The organism is Kosakonia sp. N21 (assembly GCF_050587465.1).
GTDB lineage: Bacteria > Pseudomonadota > Gammaproteobacteria > Enterobacterales > Enterobacteriaceae.
In genome coordinates this window covers 246,329-263,249 of the sequence record NZ_JBOBHR010000006.1, presented here as the reverse complement: position 1 = coordinate 263,249, position 16,921 = coordinate 246,329, and the positions used below count along the sequence as shown (strand labels likewise).

Below are 16,921 nucleotides of genomic sequence, written 5' to 3'. Positions count from 1 at the left end.
GCCGCTGTGCCGCCATAACCCGCTCTAAAACCGGTACAAATTCCCCTTACCCATTATGCTTATCCTTCGGGCAAAGCCTATGTCATTTTCCTATATATTGTGTGGTTGCATCTTTTAATAACTACATCTAGTATTCCTTTCAGTAACAAACACACGACCTGACGCGACCCATCGCGCCGCCTTTTCATTTTAAACGGAAATACGAATTATGCGCATTACCATTTACACTCGAAATGATTGTGTTCAGTGCCACGCCACCAAACGGGCAATGGAAAGCCGTGGTTTTGCATTCGAAATGGTGAACGTTGACCACGTACCGGAAGCAGCAGATGAGCTGCGCGCGATGGGTTTTCGTCAGTTACCGGTGGTGGTCGCCGGGGAAACATCATGGTCCGGCTTCCGCCCGGATATGATCAACCGCCTGCATGCCGCCCCCCACGTGGCCAGCGCATGAGCACCCTCGTCTACTTCTCCAGCAGTTCCGAAAACACGCAGCGCTTTATCACGCGTCTCGGACTGCCGGCGGTGCGCATCCCGCTGAACGAGCGCGAGCGTATCCAGGTAGACGAACCCTATATCCTGGTGGTTCCCAGCTACGGCGGCGGGGGTACGGCAGGCGCTGTACCCCGTCAGGTGATCCGCTTTTTAAACGATCCGCACAACCGTGCATTGATCCGCGGCGTGATTGCTTCCGGCAACCGTAACTTCGGCGAGGCGTATGGCCGTGCAGGTGATGTGGTGTCGCAAAAATGCGGCGTCCCCTGGCTGTACCGTTTTGAGCTGATGGGCACCTCGCAGGACATCGACAACGTGCGTAAAGGAGTAAGCGAATTTTGGCGACGACAACCGCAGAGCGCGTGATGCAAAGCGCACCCGATTACCATGCACTGAATGCGATGCTGAATCTTTATGATAAAGATGGCCGCATTCAGTTTGATAAAGACCATCAGGCCGTCGATGCCTTTATGGCAGCGCACGTCCGCCCCAATACCGTCACTTTCGCCAGTCAGGATGAACGCCTGAGCTACCTGATGGCAGAAGGTTATTACGATGAAAACGTGCTGGCGCGCTATGACCGAGCTTTTGTGGTCGACCTGATTGCCAACGCGCACGCCAGCGGTTTTCGTTTTCAGACGTTCCTCGGCGCGTGGAAGTTTTACACCAGCTATACGCTGAAGACCTTCGACGGCAAACGCTATCTGGAACATTTTGAAGACCGCGCCTGCATGGTGGCGCTGACGCTGGCGCAGGGTGATAAAGCGCTGGCTCAGCAGCTAACGGAGGAGATCCTCTCCGGACGCTTCCAGCCCGCCACGCCAACCTTCCTCAACTGCGGCAAACAGCAGCGCGGCGAGCTGGTCTCCTGCTTCCTGCTGCGTATTGAAGACAATATGGAATCCATTGGCCGTGCGGTGAACTCAGCGTTACAGCTGTCGAAACGCGGCGGTGGCGTGGCGTTTCTGCTCTCCAATCTGCGGGAAGCAGGCGCGCCAATTAAGCGCATCGAAAACCAGTCTTCCGGGGTGATCCCGGTAATGAAAATGCTGGAAGACGCCTTCTCTTACGCCAATCAACTGGGGGCTCGCCAGGGCGCGGGAGCCGTCTATCTGCACGCCCATCATCCGGACATTTTGCGTTTCCTCGATACCAAGCGCGAAAACGCCGACGAAAAAATCCGCATCAAGACCCTTTCACTGGGCGTCGTCATTCCGGATGTCACCTTCCAGCTGGCGAAAGAGAACGCGCAAATGGCGCTGTTCTCGCCGTATGACGTTGAGCGTTTGTACGGCAAGCCATTCGGCGATGTGGCCATCAGCGAGATGTACGATCAGTTGCTGGCCGATGAGCGTGTGCGCAAAAGCTACATTAACGCCCGCGATTTCTTCCAGACTCTGGCGGAGATCCAGTTTGAGTCCGGCTATCCGTACATCATGTTTGAAGATACGGTGAACCGCGCTAACCCGATTGCCGGGCGCATCAATATGAGCAACCTCTGTTCGGAGATTTTGCAGGTTAACAGCGCTTCGACGTTTGATGAAAACCTCGATTACGCCGATACCGGCCACGATATCTCCTGCAACCTCGGTTCGCTGAATATTGCCCATACCATGGATTCGCCGGATTTTGGTCGTACGGTGGAAACCGCCATTCGCGGCCTGACGGCGGTGTCCGATATGAGCCACATCCGTTCGGTACCCTCGGTGGAAACCGGGAACGCCGCCTCCCATGCCATTGGGCTTGGGCAGATGAACCTGCACGGCTATCTGGCGCGGGAAGGTATTGCTTACGGTAGCGAAGAGGGGCTGGATTTCACCAACTTCTATTTCTACACCATCACCTGGCATGCACTGCATACCTCGATGATGATCGCCCGCGAGCGCGGCCAGCATTTCGCCGGGTTCCCGGCCTCGCGCTATGCCAGCGGCGATTATTTTAATCAATACCTGCAAGGTGACTGGCAGCCGAAAACGGAGAAAGTCCGTGCGCTGTTTGCCCGTTCCGGCATCACGCTTCCTACGCGTGAGATGTGGCAGCAACTGCGCGACGATGTGATGCGTTACGGCATCTATAACCAGAACCTGCAAGCAGTTCCGCCTACCGGGTCCATCTCGTATATCAACCATGCGACATCGAGCATTCACCCGATTGTCTCGAAAATTGAGATCCGCAAGGAAGGCAAAACCGGGCGTGTTTATTATCCCGCGCCGTTTATGACCAATGAGAACCTGGCGCTGTATGAAGATGCGTATGAGATTGGGCCAGAGAAGATCATCGACACCTATGCCGAAGCCACGCGCCATGTGGATCAGGGACTGTCACTGACACTGTTCTTTAAAGACACCGCCACTACCCGCGACATCAATAAAGCGCAGATCTACGCGTGGAAGAAAGGTATCAAGACACTGTATTACATTCGCCTGCGCCAGCTCGCGCTGGAAGGCACCGAGATCCAGGGCTGCGTGTCCTGCGCGTTGTAAGGAGAAAAGGATGAGCCAACTGTCACGTATCAGCGCGGTGAACTGGAACAAAATCCAGGATGATAAAGACCTCGAAGTGTGGAACCGCCTGACCAGCAACTTCTGGTTGCCGGAAAAAGTGCCGCTGTCGAACGATATCCCCGCCTGGCAAAGCTTAAGCCCGGCGGAACAGCAACTGACGATCCGTGTGTTCACTGGCCTGACGCTACTCGACACCATTCAAAACACCGTGGGCGCACCGGCGCTGATGACCGATGCGCTGACGCCGCACGAAGAAGCGGTGTTATCCAATGTCAGCTTTATGGAAGCGGTGCATGCCCGCTCCTACAGCTCGATTTTCTCTACGCTGTGCCAGAGCAAAGATGTGGATGCCGCTTACGCCTGGAGCGAAGAGAACGCGGCACTGCAGCGTAAAGCGCAGCTGATTCTGGCGTACTACCGCGCCGATGAGCCGCTGAAGAAGAAAATCGCCAGCGTGTTTCTTGAATCTTTTCTGTTCTATTCCGGTTTCTGGTTACCGATGTACTGGTCGAGCCGCGGCAAGCTGACCAACACCGCCGACCTGATTCGTTTGATCATTCGCGACGAGGCAGTGCACGGTTACTATATCGGCTATAAGTATCAGAAAGGGCTGGAAAAAGTGAGTGGTGAAAAACGTGAAGAGCTGAAGAACTTCGCGCTGGAACTGCTGATGGATCTCTATGATAACGAAGTGAGCTATACCGACGATCTGTACGCGGACAGCGGCTGGGCTGAGGATGTGAAAGCCTTCCTGTGCTACAACGCCAATAAAGCGCTAATGAATCTTGGTTACGAAGCCCTTTTCCCGGCAGAAATGGCGGAAGTAAACCCGGCGATCCTCGCCGCACTCTCGCCCAATGCCGATGAAAACCACGACTTCTTCTCCGGATCGGGCTCCTCTTATGTGATGGGTAAAGCGGTCGAAACCGAAGACGAAGACTGGAACTTCTGACCCCTCTCCTTCCCTCTTTTCGGAGAGGGAATATTGCTGGTTTTCAGCAAAATGATAATAACCGCCATATAAAAAAGGGTATCGTTAATTCCCACATATTGCGGAAATATCCGGCGCAATATTCCCACAGCCGCTACACTGTAATTCAACTGTCATTTTCGCCTGAATTCTCACAATTCAGGTTCGATTTCCCGATGAATACGAAAAAATGATCATCTGCCGCCAGCCCTTATTTCATGGGAAATAGAGACAATTCTACACAGCGCAAATTCGCCGACTGAGGAAATTCAGGGTTGTCTCAGATTCTGAGTATGTTAGGGTATGACCAGTTAATTATTCTCACTGGGTATTATATCGACACAATAAATAACAGGAATCCTCTTATTGCATGGCAATTAAATTAGAAGTGAAGAACCTCTACAAGATATTTGGCGAGCACCCACAGCGGGCTTTCAAATATATTGAAAAAGGACTATCGAAAGAGCAAATTCTGGAAAAAACGGGTCTGTCGCTTGGCGTGAAAGACGCCAGTCTGGCCATTGAAGAAGGCGAGATATTTGTCATCATGGGGTTATCCGGATCGGGTAAATCCACTATGGTACGCCTTCTCAATCGCCTGATTGAACCCACCCGCGGGCAGGTGCTGATTGATGGCGTGGATATCGCCAAAATATCGGACGCTGAGTTGCGCGAGGTGCGCAGGAAAAAGATCGCAATGGTCTTCCAGTCATTTGCGCTAATGCCCCATATGACGGTGTTAGAGAATACCGCGTTTGGTATGGAATTAGCCGGTGCGACAGCGCAGGTGCGCCAGGAAAAAGCGCTGGATGCGTTGCGTCAGGTAGGCCTGGAAAATTACGCGCATGCCTGGCCGGATGAACTCTCTGGCGGTATGCGTCAACGTGTGGGTCTGGCGCGCGCATTAGCGATCAATCCCGATATTTTATTAATGGACGAAGCCTTCTCGGCGCTCGACCCATTAATTCGCACGGAAATGCAGGATGAACTGGTAAAACTGCAAGCGAAACATCAACGCACCGTGGTGTTTATTTCCCACGATCTGGATGAAGCCATGCGTATTGGCGATCGCATCGCCATTATGCAAAACGGTGAAGTGGTACAGGTCGGTACGCCGGACGAGATCTTAAATAATCCGGCCAATGATTATGTGCGTACCTTCTTCCGCGGCGTGGATATTAGCCAGGTATTTAGCGCAAAGGATATTGCGCGCCGTACGCCGGTGGGCTTAATCCGTAAAACGCCGGGCTTCGGCCCGCGTTCCGCGCTGAAAATGCTGCAGGATGACGATCGTGAATACGGTTATGTCGTCGAACGCGGCAATAAATTTGTCGGCATTGTGTCCATCGACTCCCTGAAAGCGGCCTTAGGGCAGAATCTGGGTATCGATGCGGCGTTAATTGACTCTCCGCTTGCGGTAGAGGCCGAAACGCCGCTCAGCGAGTTGCTCTCCCATGTCGGGCAAGCGCCCTGCGCTGTCCCGGTCATCGGTGAAGAACAACAATACGTGGGCATCATCTCAAAACGGATGCTGCTACAGGCTTTAGATCGCGAGGGGGCAAACAATGGCTGATGCAAATAACCCGTGGGATAGCGCGCCAGCGGCAGACAGCGCAGCGCAATCCGCCGACGCCTGGGGCGGCGGCGCGTCTTCGGCCCCCGCCAGTGGCGGTGGTGCAGACTGGCTAAACAGCGCTCCGGCACCTGCGCCGGAACATTTCAACATTATGGATCCGTTCCATAAAACGCTGATCCCGCTGGACAGTTGGGTAACACAGGGGATCGACTGGGTGGTGGTGCATTTCCGTCCGCTGTTCCAGGGGATCCGCATTCCGGTGGATTACATTCTCAGCACGTTCCAGCAGTTGTTGCTGGGTATGCCTGCGCCAGTGGCGATCATTGTTTTCTCGTTGATCGCCTGGCAGATGAGCAGCGCGGGAATGGGCATTGCCACGCTGGTGTCGCTGATCGCCATCGGTGCGATTGGTGCCTGGTCACAGGCAATGGTCACGCTGGCGCTGGTGCTGACCGCACTGCTGTTTTGTGTGGTCATCGGCCTGCCGCTGGGGATCTGGCTGGCGCGCAGCCAGCGGGCGGCGAAAATTATCCGTCCGCTGCTGGATGCCATGCAAACCACCCCGGCGTTTGTTTACCTGGTGCCGATTGTGATGTTGTTCGGCATCGGCAACGTGCCGGGGGTAGTGGTTACGATTATCTTCGCCCTGCCGCCGGTGGTGCGACTGACGATCCTCGGCATTAACCAGGTGCCGGCCGATTTGATTGAAGCGTCGCGCTCATTTGGCGCCAGCCCGCGACAAATGCTGTTTAAAGTGCAATTACCACTGGCCATGCCCACCATTATGGCGGGAATTAACCAGACGTTGATGCTTGCCCTCTCCATGGTAGTGATCGCCTCGATGATCGCCGTCGGCGGGCTTGGCCAGATGGTACTTCGCGGTATTGGTCGTCTTGATATGGGGCTGGCTACCGTTGGCGGCACAGGGATTGTGATCCTCGCCATTATTCTCGACCGCCTGACGCAGGCTGTCGGCCGCGATGCCCGCAGTCGGGGTAATCGCCGCTGGTATCAGACCGGCCCGCTGGGTCTGCTGACCCGGCCATTCACCCGCTAATCCTGCTGCCCGGTGCAACGCGCGCCGGGCGTCCAGTGTCCCACCTGAAAATAAGGAACAACGATGCGACATAGCGTACTTTTTGCCACAGCGTTCGCCACCCTTGTCTCCACCAGCACGTTCGCCGCAGAGGCTGAACTGCCCGGCAAAGGCATCACCGTGCAACCTTTTCAAAGCACCATTTCGGAAGAAGCCTTCCAGACCCTGCTGGTGAGCCGCGGGCTGGAAAAACTCGGCTACACCGTCAATAAACCGAGCGAAGTGGACTACAACGTCGGTTACACCTCGCTTGCCGCAGGCGATGTGACCTTCACCGCCGTGAACTGGCAGCCGTTGCATGACGACATGTACGCCGCAGCCGGAGGCGACAAGAAGTTCTACCGTGAAGGCACTTTCGTCACCGGCGCGGCGCAAGGTTACCTGATTGATAAGAAAACAGCTGAGCAGTACCACATTAAAAGTATCGATCAGTTGAAAGATCCGAAAATCGCCAAACTGTTCGACACCAATGGCGACGGTAAAGCAGACCTGACCGGTTGCACGCCAGGCTGGGGCTGCGAAGCGGTGATTAATCACCAGATTGATGCCTATGGTCTGAGCAACAATGTGGTGCATAACCAGGGTAACTACGCGGCGATGATGGCTGACACCATTACCCGCTATAAAGAAGGCAAACCGATCCTGTACTACACCTGGACACCGTACTGGGTGAGCGATGTGCTGAAACCGGGTAAAGGTGTGGTCTGGTTGCAGGTACCGTTCTCGTCTCTGCCGGGCAAGCAGAAAGATATCGACACCAAACTGCCGAACGGCATGAACTATGGCTTCCCGGTCAACACCATGCATATCGTGGCGAACAAAGCCTGGGCGGAGAAAAACCCGGCGGCAGCGAAACTGTTCTCGGTAATGAAACTGCCGATTGCCGACATCAATGCGCAGAACGCGATGATGCACGCGGGTAAAGCGTCGGAAGCGGATATTCAGGGTCATGTTGATGGTTGGATCAAAGCCCACCAGCAGCAGTTTGATGGCTGGGTGAAAGAGGCGCTGGCCGCGCAGAAGTAAGGTGTTTTTCCCCTCACCCTAACCCTCTCCCCAAGGGAGAGGGGACAGATCGAGCCCTTATAACTTCTCGCTCTCTCCTTTGTGCAGAGGGGACAGACCGCACATATTTTTGTTCCCCCCTCACCTTTCGTGAGGGGGGACAGATCGTGCCCCTATAAATTCTCGCTCTCCCCTTTGTGCAGAGGGAACAGACGACACATATTTTTATTCCCCCTCACCTTTGGGGAGAGGGGACAGATCGTGCCCCTATAAATTCTCGCTCTCCCCTTTATGCAGAGGGAACAGACCGCACATATTTTTATTCCCCCTCACCTTTGGGAAGAGGGGCAGATCGTGCCCCTATAAATTCTCTCTCTCCCCTTTGTGCAGAGGGGACAGACCGCACATATTTTTATTCCCCCTCACCTTTGGGAAGAGGGGACAGATCGTGCCCCTATAAATTCTCGCTCTCCCCTTTATGCAGAGGGAACAAACCGCACATATTTTTATTCCCCCTCACCTTTGGGAAGAGGGGACAGATCGTGCCCCTATAAATTCTCGCTCTCCCCTTTGTGCAGAGGGAACAGACCGCACATATTTTTGTTCCCCCCTCACCTTTGGGGAGGGGGGACAGATCGTGCCCCTATAAATTCTCGCTCTCCCCTTTGTGCAGAGGGAACAGACGACACATATTTTTATTCCCCCTCACCTTTGGGGAGAGGGGACAGATCGTGCCCCTATAACTTCTCTCTCTCCCCTTTGTGCAGAGGGAACAGACGACACATATTTTTATTCCCCCTCTCCCCTTTGGGGAGAGGGCCGGGGTGAGGGGAATGCGTTTCACCGCACTTTCCGACACGCGATCTCCCTCACAAATTCCTATCCATTGGTTATGATGAATTTCTGACAACATCCTGAGCAGACTCATCATTCTTATGACCAAACCCAATCAGGGCCTGAGCCCGGCGCTGATTGCGCTAATGTCTGTCGCGACCGGTCTTGCCGTCGCCAGCAACTATTATGCGCAACCGCTGCTTGACACCATTGCCCGTGCCTTTTCGCTCTCGCCGAATCAGGCCGGCTTTATTGTTACCGCCGCCCAACTCGGTTATGCCGCCGGGTTACTGTTTCTGGTACCGCTTGGCGACATGTTTGAACGCCGCAAACTGATTGTGGTGATGACGCTGCTTGCCGCTGGCGGAATGCTTATCACCGCCAGCAGTTCCTCACTGGCACTGATGATCCTGGGGACCGCACTGACGGGCCTGTTCTCGGTAGTGGCGCAAATTCTTGTGCCGCTGGCGGCGACGCTCGCCACCCCGGATAAACGCGGCAAAGTGGTGGGTACCATCATGAGCGGCCTGTTGCTGGGTATTCTGCTGGCGCGAACGGTTGCCGGGTTGCTTGCCAGTCTCGGCGGCTGGCGCACCGTCTACTGGGTCGCCAGCGTATTAATGGTGTTGATGGCGCTGGCGCTGTGGCGCGGTCTGCCAAAGGTCAAACAGGACACGCACCTCAATTACCTGCAACTGCTCGGGTCGGTGTTTACCCTGTTTGCCGGCGATAAACTGCTGCGCACCCGCGCCATGCTGGGTTGTCTGAGCTTTGCGAACTTCAGTATCTTGTGGACGTCGATGGCGTTTTTACTTGCCTCACCACCGTTTCACTTCTCTGAAGCGGTGATTGGCTTGTTTGGCCTGGTCGGCGCGGCTGGTGCACTAGGCGCACGGCAGGCAGGCGGGCTGGCGGACAGAGGAAAATCGCATCTCACCACGACCGGCGGCCTGATCCTGTTGCTGCTGTCGTGGGTGGCCATCTGGCTCGGTCACAGCTCGGTTATCGCGCTGATAATAGGCATTATTGTGCTGGATCTCACGGTACAGGGCGTGCATATCACCAACCAGACGGTGATTTACCGCGTCAAGCCCGATGCGCGTAATCGCCTGACCGCCGGGTATATGACCAGCTACTTTATTGGCGGTGCGGCGGGTTCACTGATCTCCGCGTCTGCCTGGCAGCATGCCGGATGGCGCGGCGTTTGCGCGGCAGGCAGTCTGCTTGCAGTGGTAAATCTGCTGGTGTGGTGGCGAGGATTTCACCGTCAGGAGGCTGCGATGTAAGCAACCGCCCACGTTTCGCGGTTTCGGAGAAAAACCGGGGTGTTAAGGAGCGCCTTAGTCTGTTAAGGTTAAGGGACTTGTTTATCCCGGTTATATTAACGTGGGTGATATATAACAAACACTATGGATAGCTCAGCAACACCAACAGACGTCAGTGCCGTGAGTACGGCCACGTTACAGGAAGGTATCAAAGACAGTCTTCCCATCGTATTAAGTTACGTTCCAGTTGCGTTTGCTTTCGGCATGAATGCCACCAAACTCGGTTTTACTCCCCTCGAAAGCGTCTTTTTCTCCTGCATTATTTATGCAGGCGCCAGCCAGTTTGTGATCACCACGATGCTTGCCGCTGGTAGCGCCTTATGGGTCGCCGCCCTGACCGTCATGGCGATGGACGTCCGCCACGTGCTGTATGGCCCGTCGCTGCGCAGCCGTATTTTGTCCCCTCTCAAGAACCCCAAAACCGCTATCTGGGCCTTTGGTCTGACGGACGAAGTTTTTGCTGCCGCCACCGCCAAACTGGTGCGCGATAATCGCCGCTGGAGCGAAGAGTGGATGATCGGCATCGCCTTCTGTTCGTGGTTTTCGTGGGTATTGGGCACCGTGCTGGGCGCGTTTTCCGGTAGCGGCTTACTGGAAGGCTATCCGGCGGTGGAGTCGGCGCTGAGTTTTATGTTACCCGCATTATTTATGAGCTTTCTGCTGGCGTCGTTCCAGCGGAAACAAGCCCCCGCCGTCACAGCAGCACTGCTTGGCGCGTTGGCTGGTGTCACGCTGTTTTCGATCCCGGCGGCCATTCTGGCCGGGATCGTCGCCGGTTGTCTGACCGCGCTGGTGCAAGCGTTTTACCAGGGAACGCCCGATGAGTCCTGACGTGCTGTTCCTCGGATTACTGGTTGGCGGGGTAAATTTTTTATTCCGCTACCTGCCCCTGCGCATCCGCGCCGCACAGTCTCGCCCGGCGAGACGCGGCGTGACTGCCGTGCTGCTCGACACCATCGGTATTGCGTCTATCTGCGCTTTACTGGTGGTCTCCTGCGTGCCGGAAATCATGACCGATAGCCGCCGCCTGCTGCCGACGCTGGTGGGTTTCGCGGTGCTCGGCGTGAGCTTCTGGAAAACGCGCAGCATTATTACCCCTACGTTACTGAGCGCGCTTGCGTACGGAATCGCCTGGAAACTGCTGACAGATGTATAGATAAGGCAAATTTATTAGCACAAATAATACATTTACTTTATTTGTCACTGTCGTTACTATATCGACTGCAATTAATGAGGTTATGCCCAAAATGGATAGTTCTTTTACGCCCATTGAACAAATGCTTAAGTTTCGCGCCAGCCGTTATGAGGATTTTCCGTTTCAGGAGATTCTGTTAACGCGTCTGTGTATGCATATGCAGGGCAAGTTGCTGGAAAACCGCAACAAAATGTTGAAAGCGCAGGGCATCAACGAAACGCTGTTTATGGCATTAATTACGCTGGAATCCCAGGAAAACCATAGCATTCAGCCGTCTGAACTGAGCAGTGCGCTGGGTTCATCGCGCACCAACGCCACGCGCATCGCCGATGAGCTGGAAAAGCGCGGCTGGATTGAGCGCCGCGAAAGCGACAATGATCGCCGTTGTCTGCACCTGCAACTGACCGACAAAGGTCATGATTTTCTGCGTCAGGTGCTGCCTCCGCAGCATAATTGCCTGCATCAACTCTGGTCTTCTCTCAGCGTCGCTGAAAAAGATCAGCTTGAGCACATCACCCGTAAACTCCTGACACGTCTCGACCAGATGGACGAAGACGATGTCATTCTCGAGGCGTTGCGCTAACGCGATAAGACGCTCGACTATCCAGGATATAAGAATACAGCCAAACTGGCTGGCAGATTTTGCTGCTGGCCTTTTTGGCGAAAACAGGTCGGCATTGCCGATATGAAAATAAGAAGATCGTGGAGAAAAGCATGAGCGCAAATGCGGAGAGTCAAACCCCGCAGCAACCGGTCAAAAAGAAAGGTAAACGTAAAGGTGCCCTTCTGCTTCTGACCTTGCTCTTTATTGTTATTGCCGTGGCATACGGGATTTATTGGTTTTTGGTACTGCGTCATTTTGAAGAGACAGATGACGCCTACGTGGCAGGGAACCAGGTACAAATCATGGCGCAGGTATCCGGCAGCGTGACGAAAGTCTGGGCCGACAATACCGATTTCGTCAAACAGGGCGATGTGCTGGTCACGCTCGATGCGACCGATGCGCAGCAAGCGTTTGAAAAAGCGCAGACTGGCCTGGCCAGCAGCGTCCGTCAAACCCGCCAGTCCATTATCAACAGCAAGCAGTTGCAGGCGAGCATTGAGCTGAAAAAAACCGCTCTCGCCCAGGCGCAGAGCGACTTTAACCGTCGCGTACCGCTGGGCAGCGCCAACCTGATTGGCCGCGAGGAACTGCAACATGCCCGTGATGCGGTTGCCAGCGCGCAAGCCGAACTGGATGTGGCGGTGCAGCAGTTTAACGCCAACCAGGCGATCATCCTCGACACCCCGCTGGAAGATCAGCCGGCGGTTAAACAGGCAGCGACCGAAGTGCGTAATAGCTGGCTGGCGCTGCAACGTACCAAAATCGTGAGCCCAATCACTGGTTACGTCTCCCGCCGCGCGGTACAACCTGGCGCGCAGATCAGCCCGACAACGTCCTTAATGGCGGTGGTTCCGGCCAGCAACCTGTGGGTGGACGCCAACTTTAAAGAGACCCAGCTTGCGCATATGCGCATTGGTCAGACGGCGACCGTGGTCAGCGATATTTACGGCGACGAGGTGAAATACAGCGGTAAGGTTGTCGGGCTGGATATGGGCACCGGCAGCGCCTTCTCGCTGTTGCCTGCGCAGAACGCTACCGGTAACTGGATCAAAGTGGTTCAGCGTTTGCCGGTACGTATTGAGCTGGATGCGAAGCAACTTGCCGATCATCCGCTGCGTATTGGTCTCTCCACGCTGGTGAAAGTGGACACCTCAGAACGTGAAGGTCAGGTGCTGGCAAGCCAGGTTCGCACCAGCCCGGCGTACGAAAGTAACGCCCGGGAAATCAGCCTCGAACCGGTCAATACGTTGATCGATAACATCGTGAAAGCCAACGCCGGTTAATCTGAGGTGAGTGCAATGCAACAGAAACCGCTGGAAGGCGCGCAACTGGTCATTATGACCATTGCGCTGTCGCTCGCGACCTTCATGCAGGTGCTGGACTCCACCATCGCTAACGTTGCTATTCCGACTATCGCCGGGAACCTTGGCTCATCGCTGAGCCAGGGGACCTGGGTTATCACCTCGTTTGGGGTGGCGAACGCCATCTCGATCCCGATCACCGGCTGGCTGGCAAAACGCGTCGGGGAAGTGAAACTGTTCCTCTGGTCTACCGTAGCGTTTGCCATTGCCTCCTGGGCATGCGGCATGTCGAACAGCCTGAGTATGCTGATCTTCTTCCGCGTGATTCAGGGGATTGTTGCCGGGCCGCTGATCCCGCTGTCGCAGAGCCTGCTTTTAAGCAACTACCCGCCAGCAAAGCGGTCGATTGCGCTGGCGCTGTGGTCAATGACGGTGATTGTCGCGCCAATCTGCGGGCCGATCCTCGGCGGTTATATCAGTGATAATTACCACTGGGGTTGGATCTTCTTCATCAACGTGCCGATCGGCATTGTGGTGGTGCTGATGACGCTGCAAAGCCTGCGCGGCCGGGAAACCCGTACGGAACAGCGCCGGATCGATGGCGTCGGTCTGGCATTGCTGGTGATTGGTATCGGTAGCTTGCAGGTGATGCTCGACCAGGGGAAAGAGCTGGACTGGTTCAACTCCACGGAGATCATCGTCCTGACGATTGTCGCCGTGGTTTCGATAAGCTTCCTTGTGGTCTGGGAGCTGACCGACGAAAACCCGATAGTCGATTTGTCGCTATTCAAGTCGCGCAACTTTACCATCGGCTGTTTGTGCATCAGCCTTGCCTACATGCTCTATTTCGGCGCGATTGTCCTGCTGCCGCAGTTGTTGCAGGAGGTCTATGGCTATACCGCCACATGGGCGGGCCTGGCGTCCGCGCCGGTCGGGGTGATCCCGGTGCTGCTATCGCCGATCATCGGGCGTTTTGCCCATAAGCTGGATATGCGACGTCTGGTCACGTTCAGTTTTATTATGTACGCGGTGTGCTTCTACTGGCGTGCGTATACGTTCGAGCCGGGGATGGATTTTGGCGCGTCCGCGTGGCCGCAGTTTATCCAGGGCTTTGCGGTGGCATGCTTCTTTATGCCACTGACCACGATTACGCTGTCTGGTTTGCCACCGGAGCGCCTGGCGGCGGCATCGAGTCTGTCGAACTTTGCGCGTACGCTGGCGGGCTCCATCGGGACATCAATCACCACAACCTTGTGGACCAACCGCGAGTCGATGCACCATGCGCAACTTACGGAGTCGGTGAATCCGTATAACCCGAATTCACAGGCGATTTATAATCAACTGCAAGGTATGGGCATGTCGCAACAGCAGGCGTCCGGCTGGATTGCACAGCAGATCACGAACCAGGGACTAATTATTTCCGCTAACGAGATTTTCTGGTTCTCCGCCGGGGTGTTCCTGATCCTGCTCGGTCTGGTCTGGTTTGCGAAACCCCCGTTTGGTGCGGGCGGTGGCGGCGGTGGCGCGCACTAAGTTGTAAACAGACTGATAAAAAGGGATCTGCGGGTCCCTTTTTTATTATCACAATTTCTGGTGGTGGTTTGGTCACCATCATGCATGTGTCTTTACGCCGTTTCGAAATCTTCCCTTCACCTTTAGCCGGTTCTGAATGTTTCCCGCAGAAAGTAAAACCGCCTCCAAAGAGGCGGTTCGCTTTACGACAGGCACGGCGGCACAGACTAGATGTGCAACTCCTGCAGTTTCTCTTTCGGCAGGGCCAGCTCTTCGTTGCTGTTGACGCGAACATCGCGATCGAGGATATGACGCGCAATGTCCTGTGCTTCTTCCAGCGAGTGCATCAGGTAGGTGCCGCACTGGTAAACGTTCAGTTCCGGGATCTGATTCTGTTCTTTAACCTTCAGTACATCAGCCATTGCCGCTTTCCACGCATCGGCAACGCGCTGCTCTTCCGGTGTGCCGATAAGACTCATGTAGAAGCCCGTACGGCAGCCCATCGGGGAGATATCAATGATCTCAACGCCATTGCCGTTGAGATGGTTACGCATAAAACCCGCAAACAGATGCTCCAGAGTATGAATGCCTTTTTCCGGCATAACTTCTTTATTGGGCACGCAGAAACGCAGGTCGAATACGGTGATGGTGTCGCCATGCGGCGTGTCCATGGTCTTGGCAACACGGACAGCAGGGGCTTCCATACGGGTATGATCGACAGTGAAGCTATCCAACAATGGCATTTAGTCACCTCCGATAGTGATTTTTTAAAAATAAAATGAACTCTTTTTTCCCATGCGAGTCTGAGTATATGAAAGACGCGCATTTGTTATCATCATCCCTGATTTTCAGAGATGAAATTTTGGCCACAGCAATGTGGCCTTTTTCTTTTCTGTCAGGCGTGCCGCGCTAAAAGCGCGTCGAAAGACTCGGTATCACCGGCTTCCACTTCCTGCTGACGCACCAGCGACGCTTTGCATTCGGCGATAAAATCTTCCTCATGCAGCACTTCCAGCGGCTCTTCACGCAACTGAGAACGATACTGATCGCCCAGAGCCTTACCTGTTCCACCGATCCCATTATCGATCATAGAGCGCAAAATGCGCGCTGAGAACGTTAATTCCGGATCGTCAAAGCTGGCGACCAACTGGTCACATACGTTTTCGTACTCTTTGCCACCGTACACGCCATCCAGCGTCTGCGCCACACGTTTCAGATCGAGGAACAGGTCTTTGCCGACCTGGGCAAGCGGGAACTGCGCGGTTTCACAGCCCATTCCCAACGTAAGGCCCGGTTTGCGTCCTTCCAGAATCACGCGGTTCCAGTTTTTACGCGTACACAGCAGTTCGTCGCTGCTCATTTCCGGCGCATCGGCCAGCACGCACCAGACCATAAACAGATCGAGGAAGCGCACCTGTTGCTCATCGACGCCGATCGCCGTGAACGGGTTAATGTCCAGCGAACGCACTTCGATATACTCAATGCCGCCACGCAGCAGCGCATCCGACGGCGTTTCACCGCTGCGGGTCACGCGTTTCGGACGAATTGGCGCATACAGCTCATTTTCAATCTGCAGAATATTGGTATTGATTTGCAGGTACTTACCCTCTTTCTGCAAACCAATTTTGGCGTACTCTTCAGAAGGCGTTTTAATCGCGCGTTTCAGCGCCACCACATAATCGTGCAGATTATTGAAGGTGATGCCGAGGTTGCTTTGCGACTTGTTGGTGTAACCGAGGTCGCTCAAACGCAGAGACGTCGCATAGGGCAAATAGTACATGCCATTCGGTGTTTTCTCGAACGGCAGCGTGGTCGGTTTCCCTTGCAGGAACGACGAGCAAATCGCCGGAGAAGCACCAAACAGATACGGGATCACCCAACCAAAGCGGTAATAGTTACGGATCAGGCGGAAATAACCGTCCGATACCGTTTCTTTATCGGTGCTGCCGCCTTTTGCTTCCCAGAATGCCATCGGCAATGAGAAGTTGTAATGCACGCCAGATATGGTTTGCATCAGCGCGCCATAACGGTTTTTCAGCCCTTCGCGATAGAGGGTTTTCAGGCGGCCGATATTTGAGGTGCCGTACTGGGCCAGCTCAATATCCTGACCGTCTTTGATATAGCACGGCATACTCAGCGGCCACATACGCTCGTCGCCAATCTGGCGGGCGGTGTAGCGATGAATATCGCGCATGATCGTTAACATATGATCGATGTCGCCCTCTACCGGCGTAATAAACTCCAGCAGCGCTTCGGCAAAATCGGTGGTGATCCATTTATGGGTTAATGCAGAGCCAAGCATTGCCGCATGGCTGGTCGTCGCCAGAGAACCGTCCGCATTAACGCGTAACGTTTCACGCTCAAGGCCACGTTGAATGCCTTTAAGCGCCTGAGGATGTTTTTCCAGCCAGGACAACGCCTGAGATACGTCCGGGATCAAATTGACCTCCCGCCTGTAATAATCATTTTATTAAGCATAATTGTAATGGTTGACGATTAAAGGT

Annotated in this window: 15 protein-coding genes; 13 read left to right on the top strand and 2 right to left on the bottom strand. The window is 54.6% G+C overall.

Translation table 11 applies throughout. The features are described 5' to 3' along the window. The first annotated feature begins 208 nt into the window (after positions 1 to 208). The 13 genes from nrdH to emrB all read left to right on the top strand — a co-directional run bounded on the left by nrdH (position 209) and on the right by emrB (position 14,438). Positions 209 to 454: a glutaredoxin-like protein NrdH gene (nrdH, locus tag ACQ3G7_RS16465; protein ID WP_430890609.1), complete on the top strand. Its 246-nt coding sequence runs from the start codon at positions 209 to 211 to the stop codon at positions 452 to 454. Then, complete coding sequence (nrdI, locus tag ACQ3G7_RS16460) at positions 451 to 861, top strand: class Ib ribonucleoside-diphosphate reductase assembly flavoprotein NrdI (protein WP_263099611.1); 411 nt, start codon at positions 451 to 453, stop codon at positions 859 to 861. The genes nrdH and nrdI overlap by 4 nt, the downstream gene beginning before the upstream one ends. Beyond that, positions 834 to 2,978, top strand: a complete 2,145-nt coding sequence (gene nrdE / locus ACQ3G7_RS16455; RefSeq protein WP_430890608.1) for a class 1b ribonucleoside-diphosphate reductase subunit alpha — start codon at positions 834 to 836, stop codon at positions 2,976 to 2,978. The genes nrdI and nrdE overlap by 28 nt, the downstream gene beginning before the upstream one ends. A gap of 10 nt (positions 2,979 to 2,988) precedes the next feature. Beyond that, positions 2,989 to 3,951 carry a class 1b ribonucleoside-diphosphate reductase subunit beta gene (nrdF, locus tag ACQ3G7_RS16450; RefSeq protein ID WP_430890607.1) on the top strand — a complete coding sequence of 321 codons (963 nt, stop codon included), beginning with the start codon at positions 2,989 to 2,991 and terminating at the stop codon, positions 3,949 to 3,951. A gap of 388 nt (positions 3,952 to 4,339) precedes the next feature. Next, complete coding sequence (gene proV, locus ACQ3G7_RS16445) at positions 4,340 to 5,542, top strand: glycine betaine/L-proline ABC transporter ATP-binding protein ProV (protein WP_263099608.1); 1,203 nt, start codon at positions 4,340 to 4,342, stop codon at positions 5,540 to 5,542. Next, positions 5,535 to 6,602: a glycine betaine/L-proline ABC transporter permease ProW gene (gene proW / locus ACQ3G7_RS16440; protein WP_430890606.1), complete on the top strand. Its 1,068-nt coding sequence runs from the start codon at positions 5,535 to 5,537 to the stop codon at positions 6,600 to 6,602. The genes proV and proW overlap by 8 nt, the downstream gene beginning before the upstream one ends. Positions 6,603 to 6,665: 63 nt before the next feature. After that, complete coding sequence (proX, locus tag ACQ3G7_RS16435) at positions 6,666 to 7,667, top strand: glycine betaine/L-proline ABC transporter substrate-binding protein ProX (RefSeq protein WP_430890605.1); 1,002 nt, start codon at positions 6,666 to 6,668, stop codon at positions 7,665 to 7,667. A 914-nt stretch (positions 7,668 to 8,581) separates the two neighbouring features. Beyond that, positions 8,582 to 9,766, top strand: coding sequence for an MFS transporter (locus tag ACQ3G7_RS16430; RefSeq protein WP_430890604.1), 1,185 nt, complete (start codon positions 8,582 to 8,584; stop codon positions 9,764 to 9,766). 123 nt (positions 9,767 to 9,889) lie between these two features. Further along, positions 9,890 to 10,636 carry an AzlC family ABC transporter permease gene (locus ACQ3G7_RS16425; RefSeq protein WP_430890603.1) on the top strand — a complete coding sequence of 249 codons (747 nt, stop codon included), beginning with the start codon at positions 9,890 to 9,892 and terminating at the stop codon, positions 10,634 to 10,636. Beyond that, positions 10,626 to 10,961, top strand: coding sequence for an L-valine transporter subunit YgaH (gene ygaH, locus ACQ3G7_RS16420; protein WP_263099603.1), 336 nt, complete (start codon positions 10,626 to 10,628; stop codon positions 10,959 to 10,961). The genes ACQ3G7_RS16425 and ygaH overlap by 11 nt, the downstream gene beginning before the upstream one ends. A 91-nt stretch (positions 10,962 to 11,052) precedes the next feature. Continuing rightward, the gene (gene mprA, locus ACQ3G7_RS16415) at positions 11,053 to 11,583 is read left to right on the top strand and encodes a transcriptional repressor MprA (RefSeq protein ID WP_263099602.1); all 531 of its coding nucleotides are present in this window, start codon (positions 11,053 to 11,055) and stop codon (positions 11,581 to 11,583) included. Positions 11,584 to 11,714: 131 nt separating this feature from the next. Then, the gene (emrA, locus tag ACQ3G7_RS16410; RefSeq protein ID WP_430890602.1) at positions 11,715 to 12,887 is read left to right on the top strand and encodes a multidrug efflux MFS transporter periplasmic adaptor subunit EmrA; all 1,173 of its coding nucleotides are present in this window, start codon (positions 11,715 to 11,717) and stop codon (positions 12,885 to 12,887) included. 15 nt (positions 12,888 to 12,902) lie between these two features. Beyond that, on the top strand, positions 12,903 to 14,438 hold the full coding sequence (gene emrB / locus ACQ3G7_RS16405) for a multidrug efflux MFS transporter permease subunit EmrB (RefSeq protein WP_430890601.1): 1,536 nt from the start codon (positions 12,903 to 12,905) through the stop codon (positions 14,436 to 14,438). Between the two features lie 206 nt (positions 14,439 to 14,644). On the opposite strand, the gene luxS is transcribed toward emrB, so the two are convergent. Beyond that, entirely contained in the window at positions 14,645 to 15,160 is a 516-nt protein-coding gene (gene luxS / locus ACQ3G7_RS16400) for an S-ribosylhomocysteine lyase (RefSeq protein ID WP_430890600.1), read from the bottom strand. 152 nt (positions 15,161 to 15,312) lie between these two features. Continuing rightward, positions 15,313 to 16,857 carry a glutamate--cysteine ligase gene (gene gshA, locus ACQ3G7_RS16395; protein WP_430890599.1) on the bottom strand — a complete coding sequence of 515 codons (1,545 nt, stop codon included), beginning with the start codon at positions 16,855 to 16,857 and terminating at the stop codon, positions 15,313 to 15,315. Between the last annotated feature and the right edge of the window lie 64 nt (positions 16,858 to 16,921).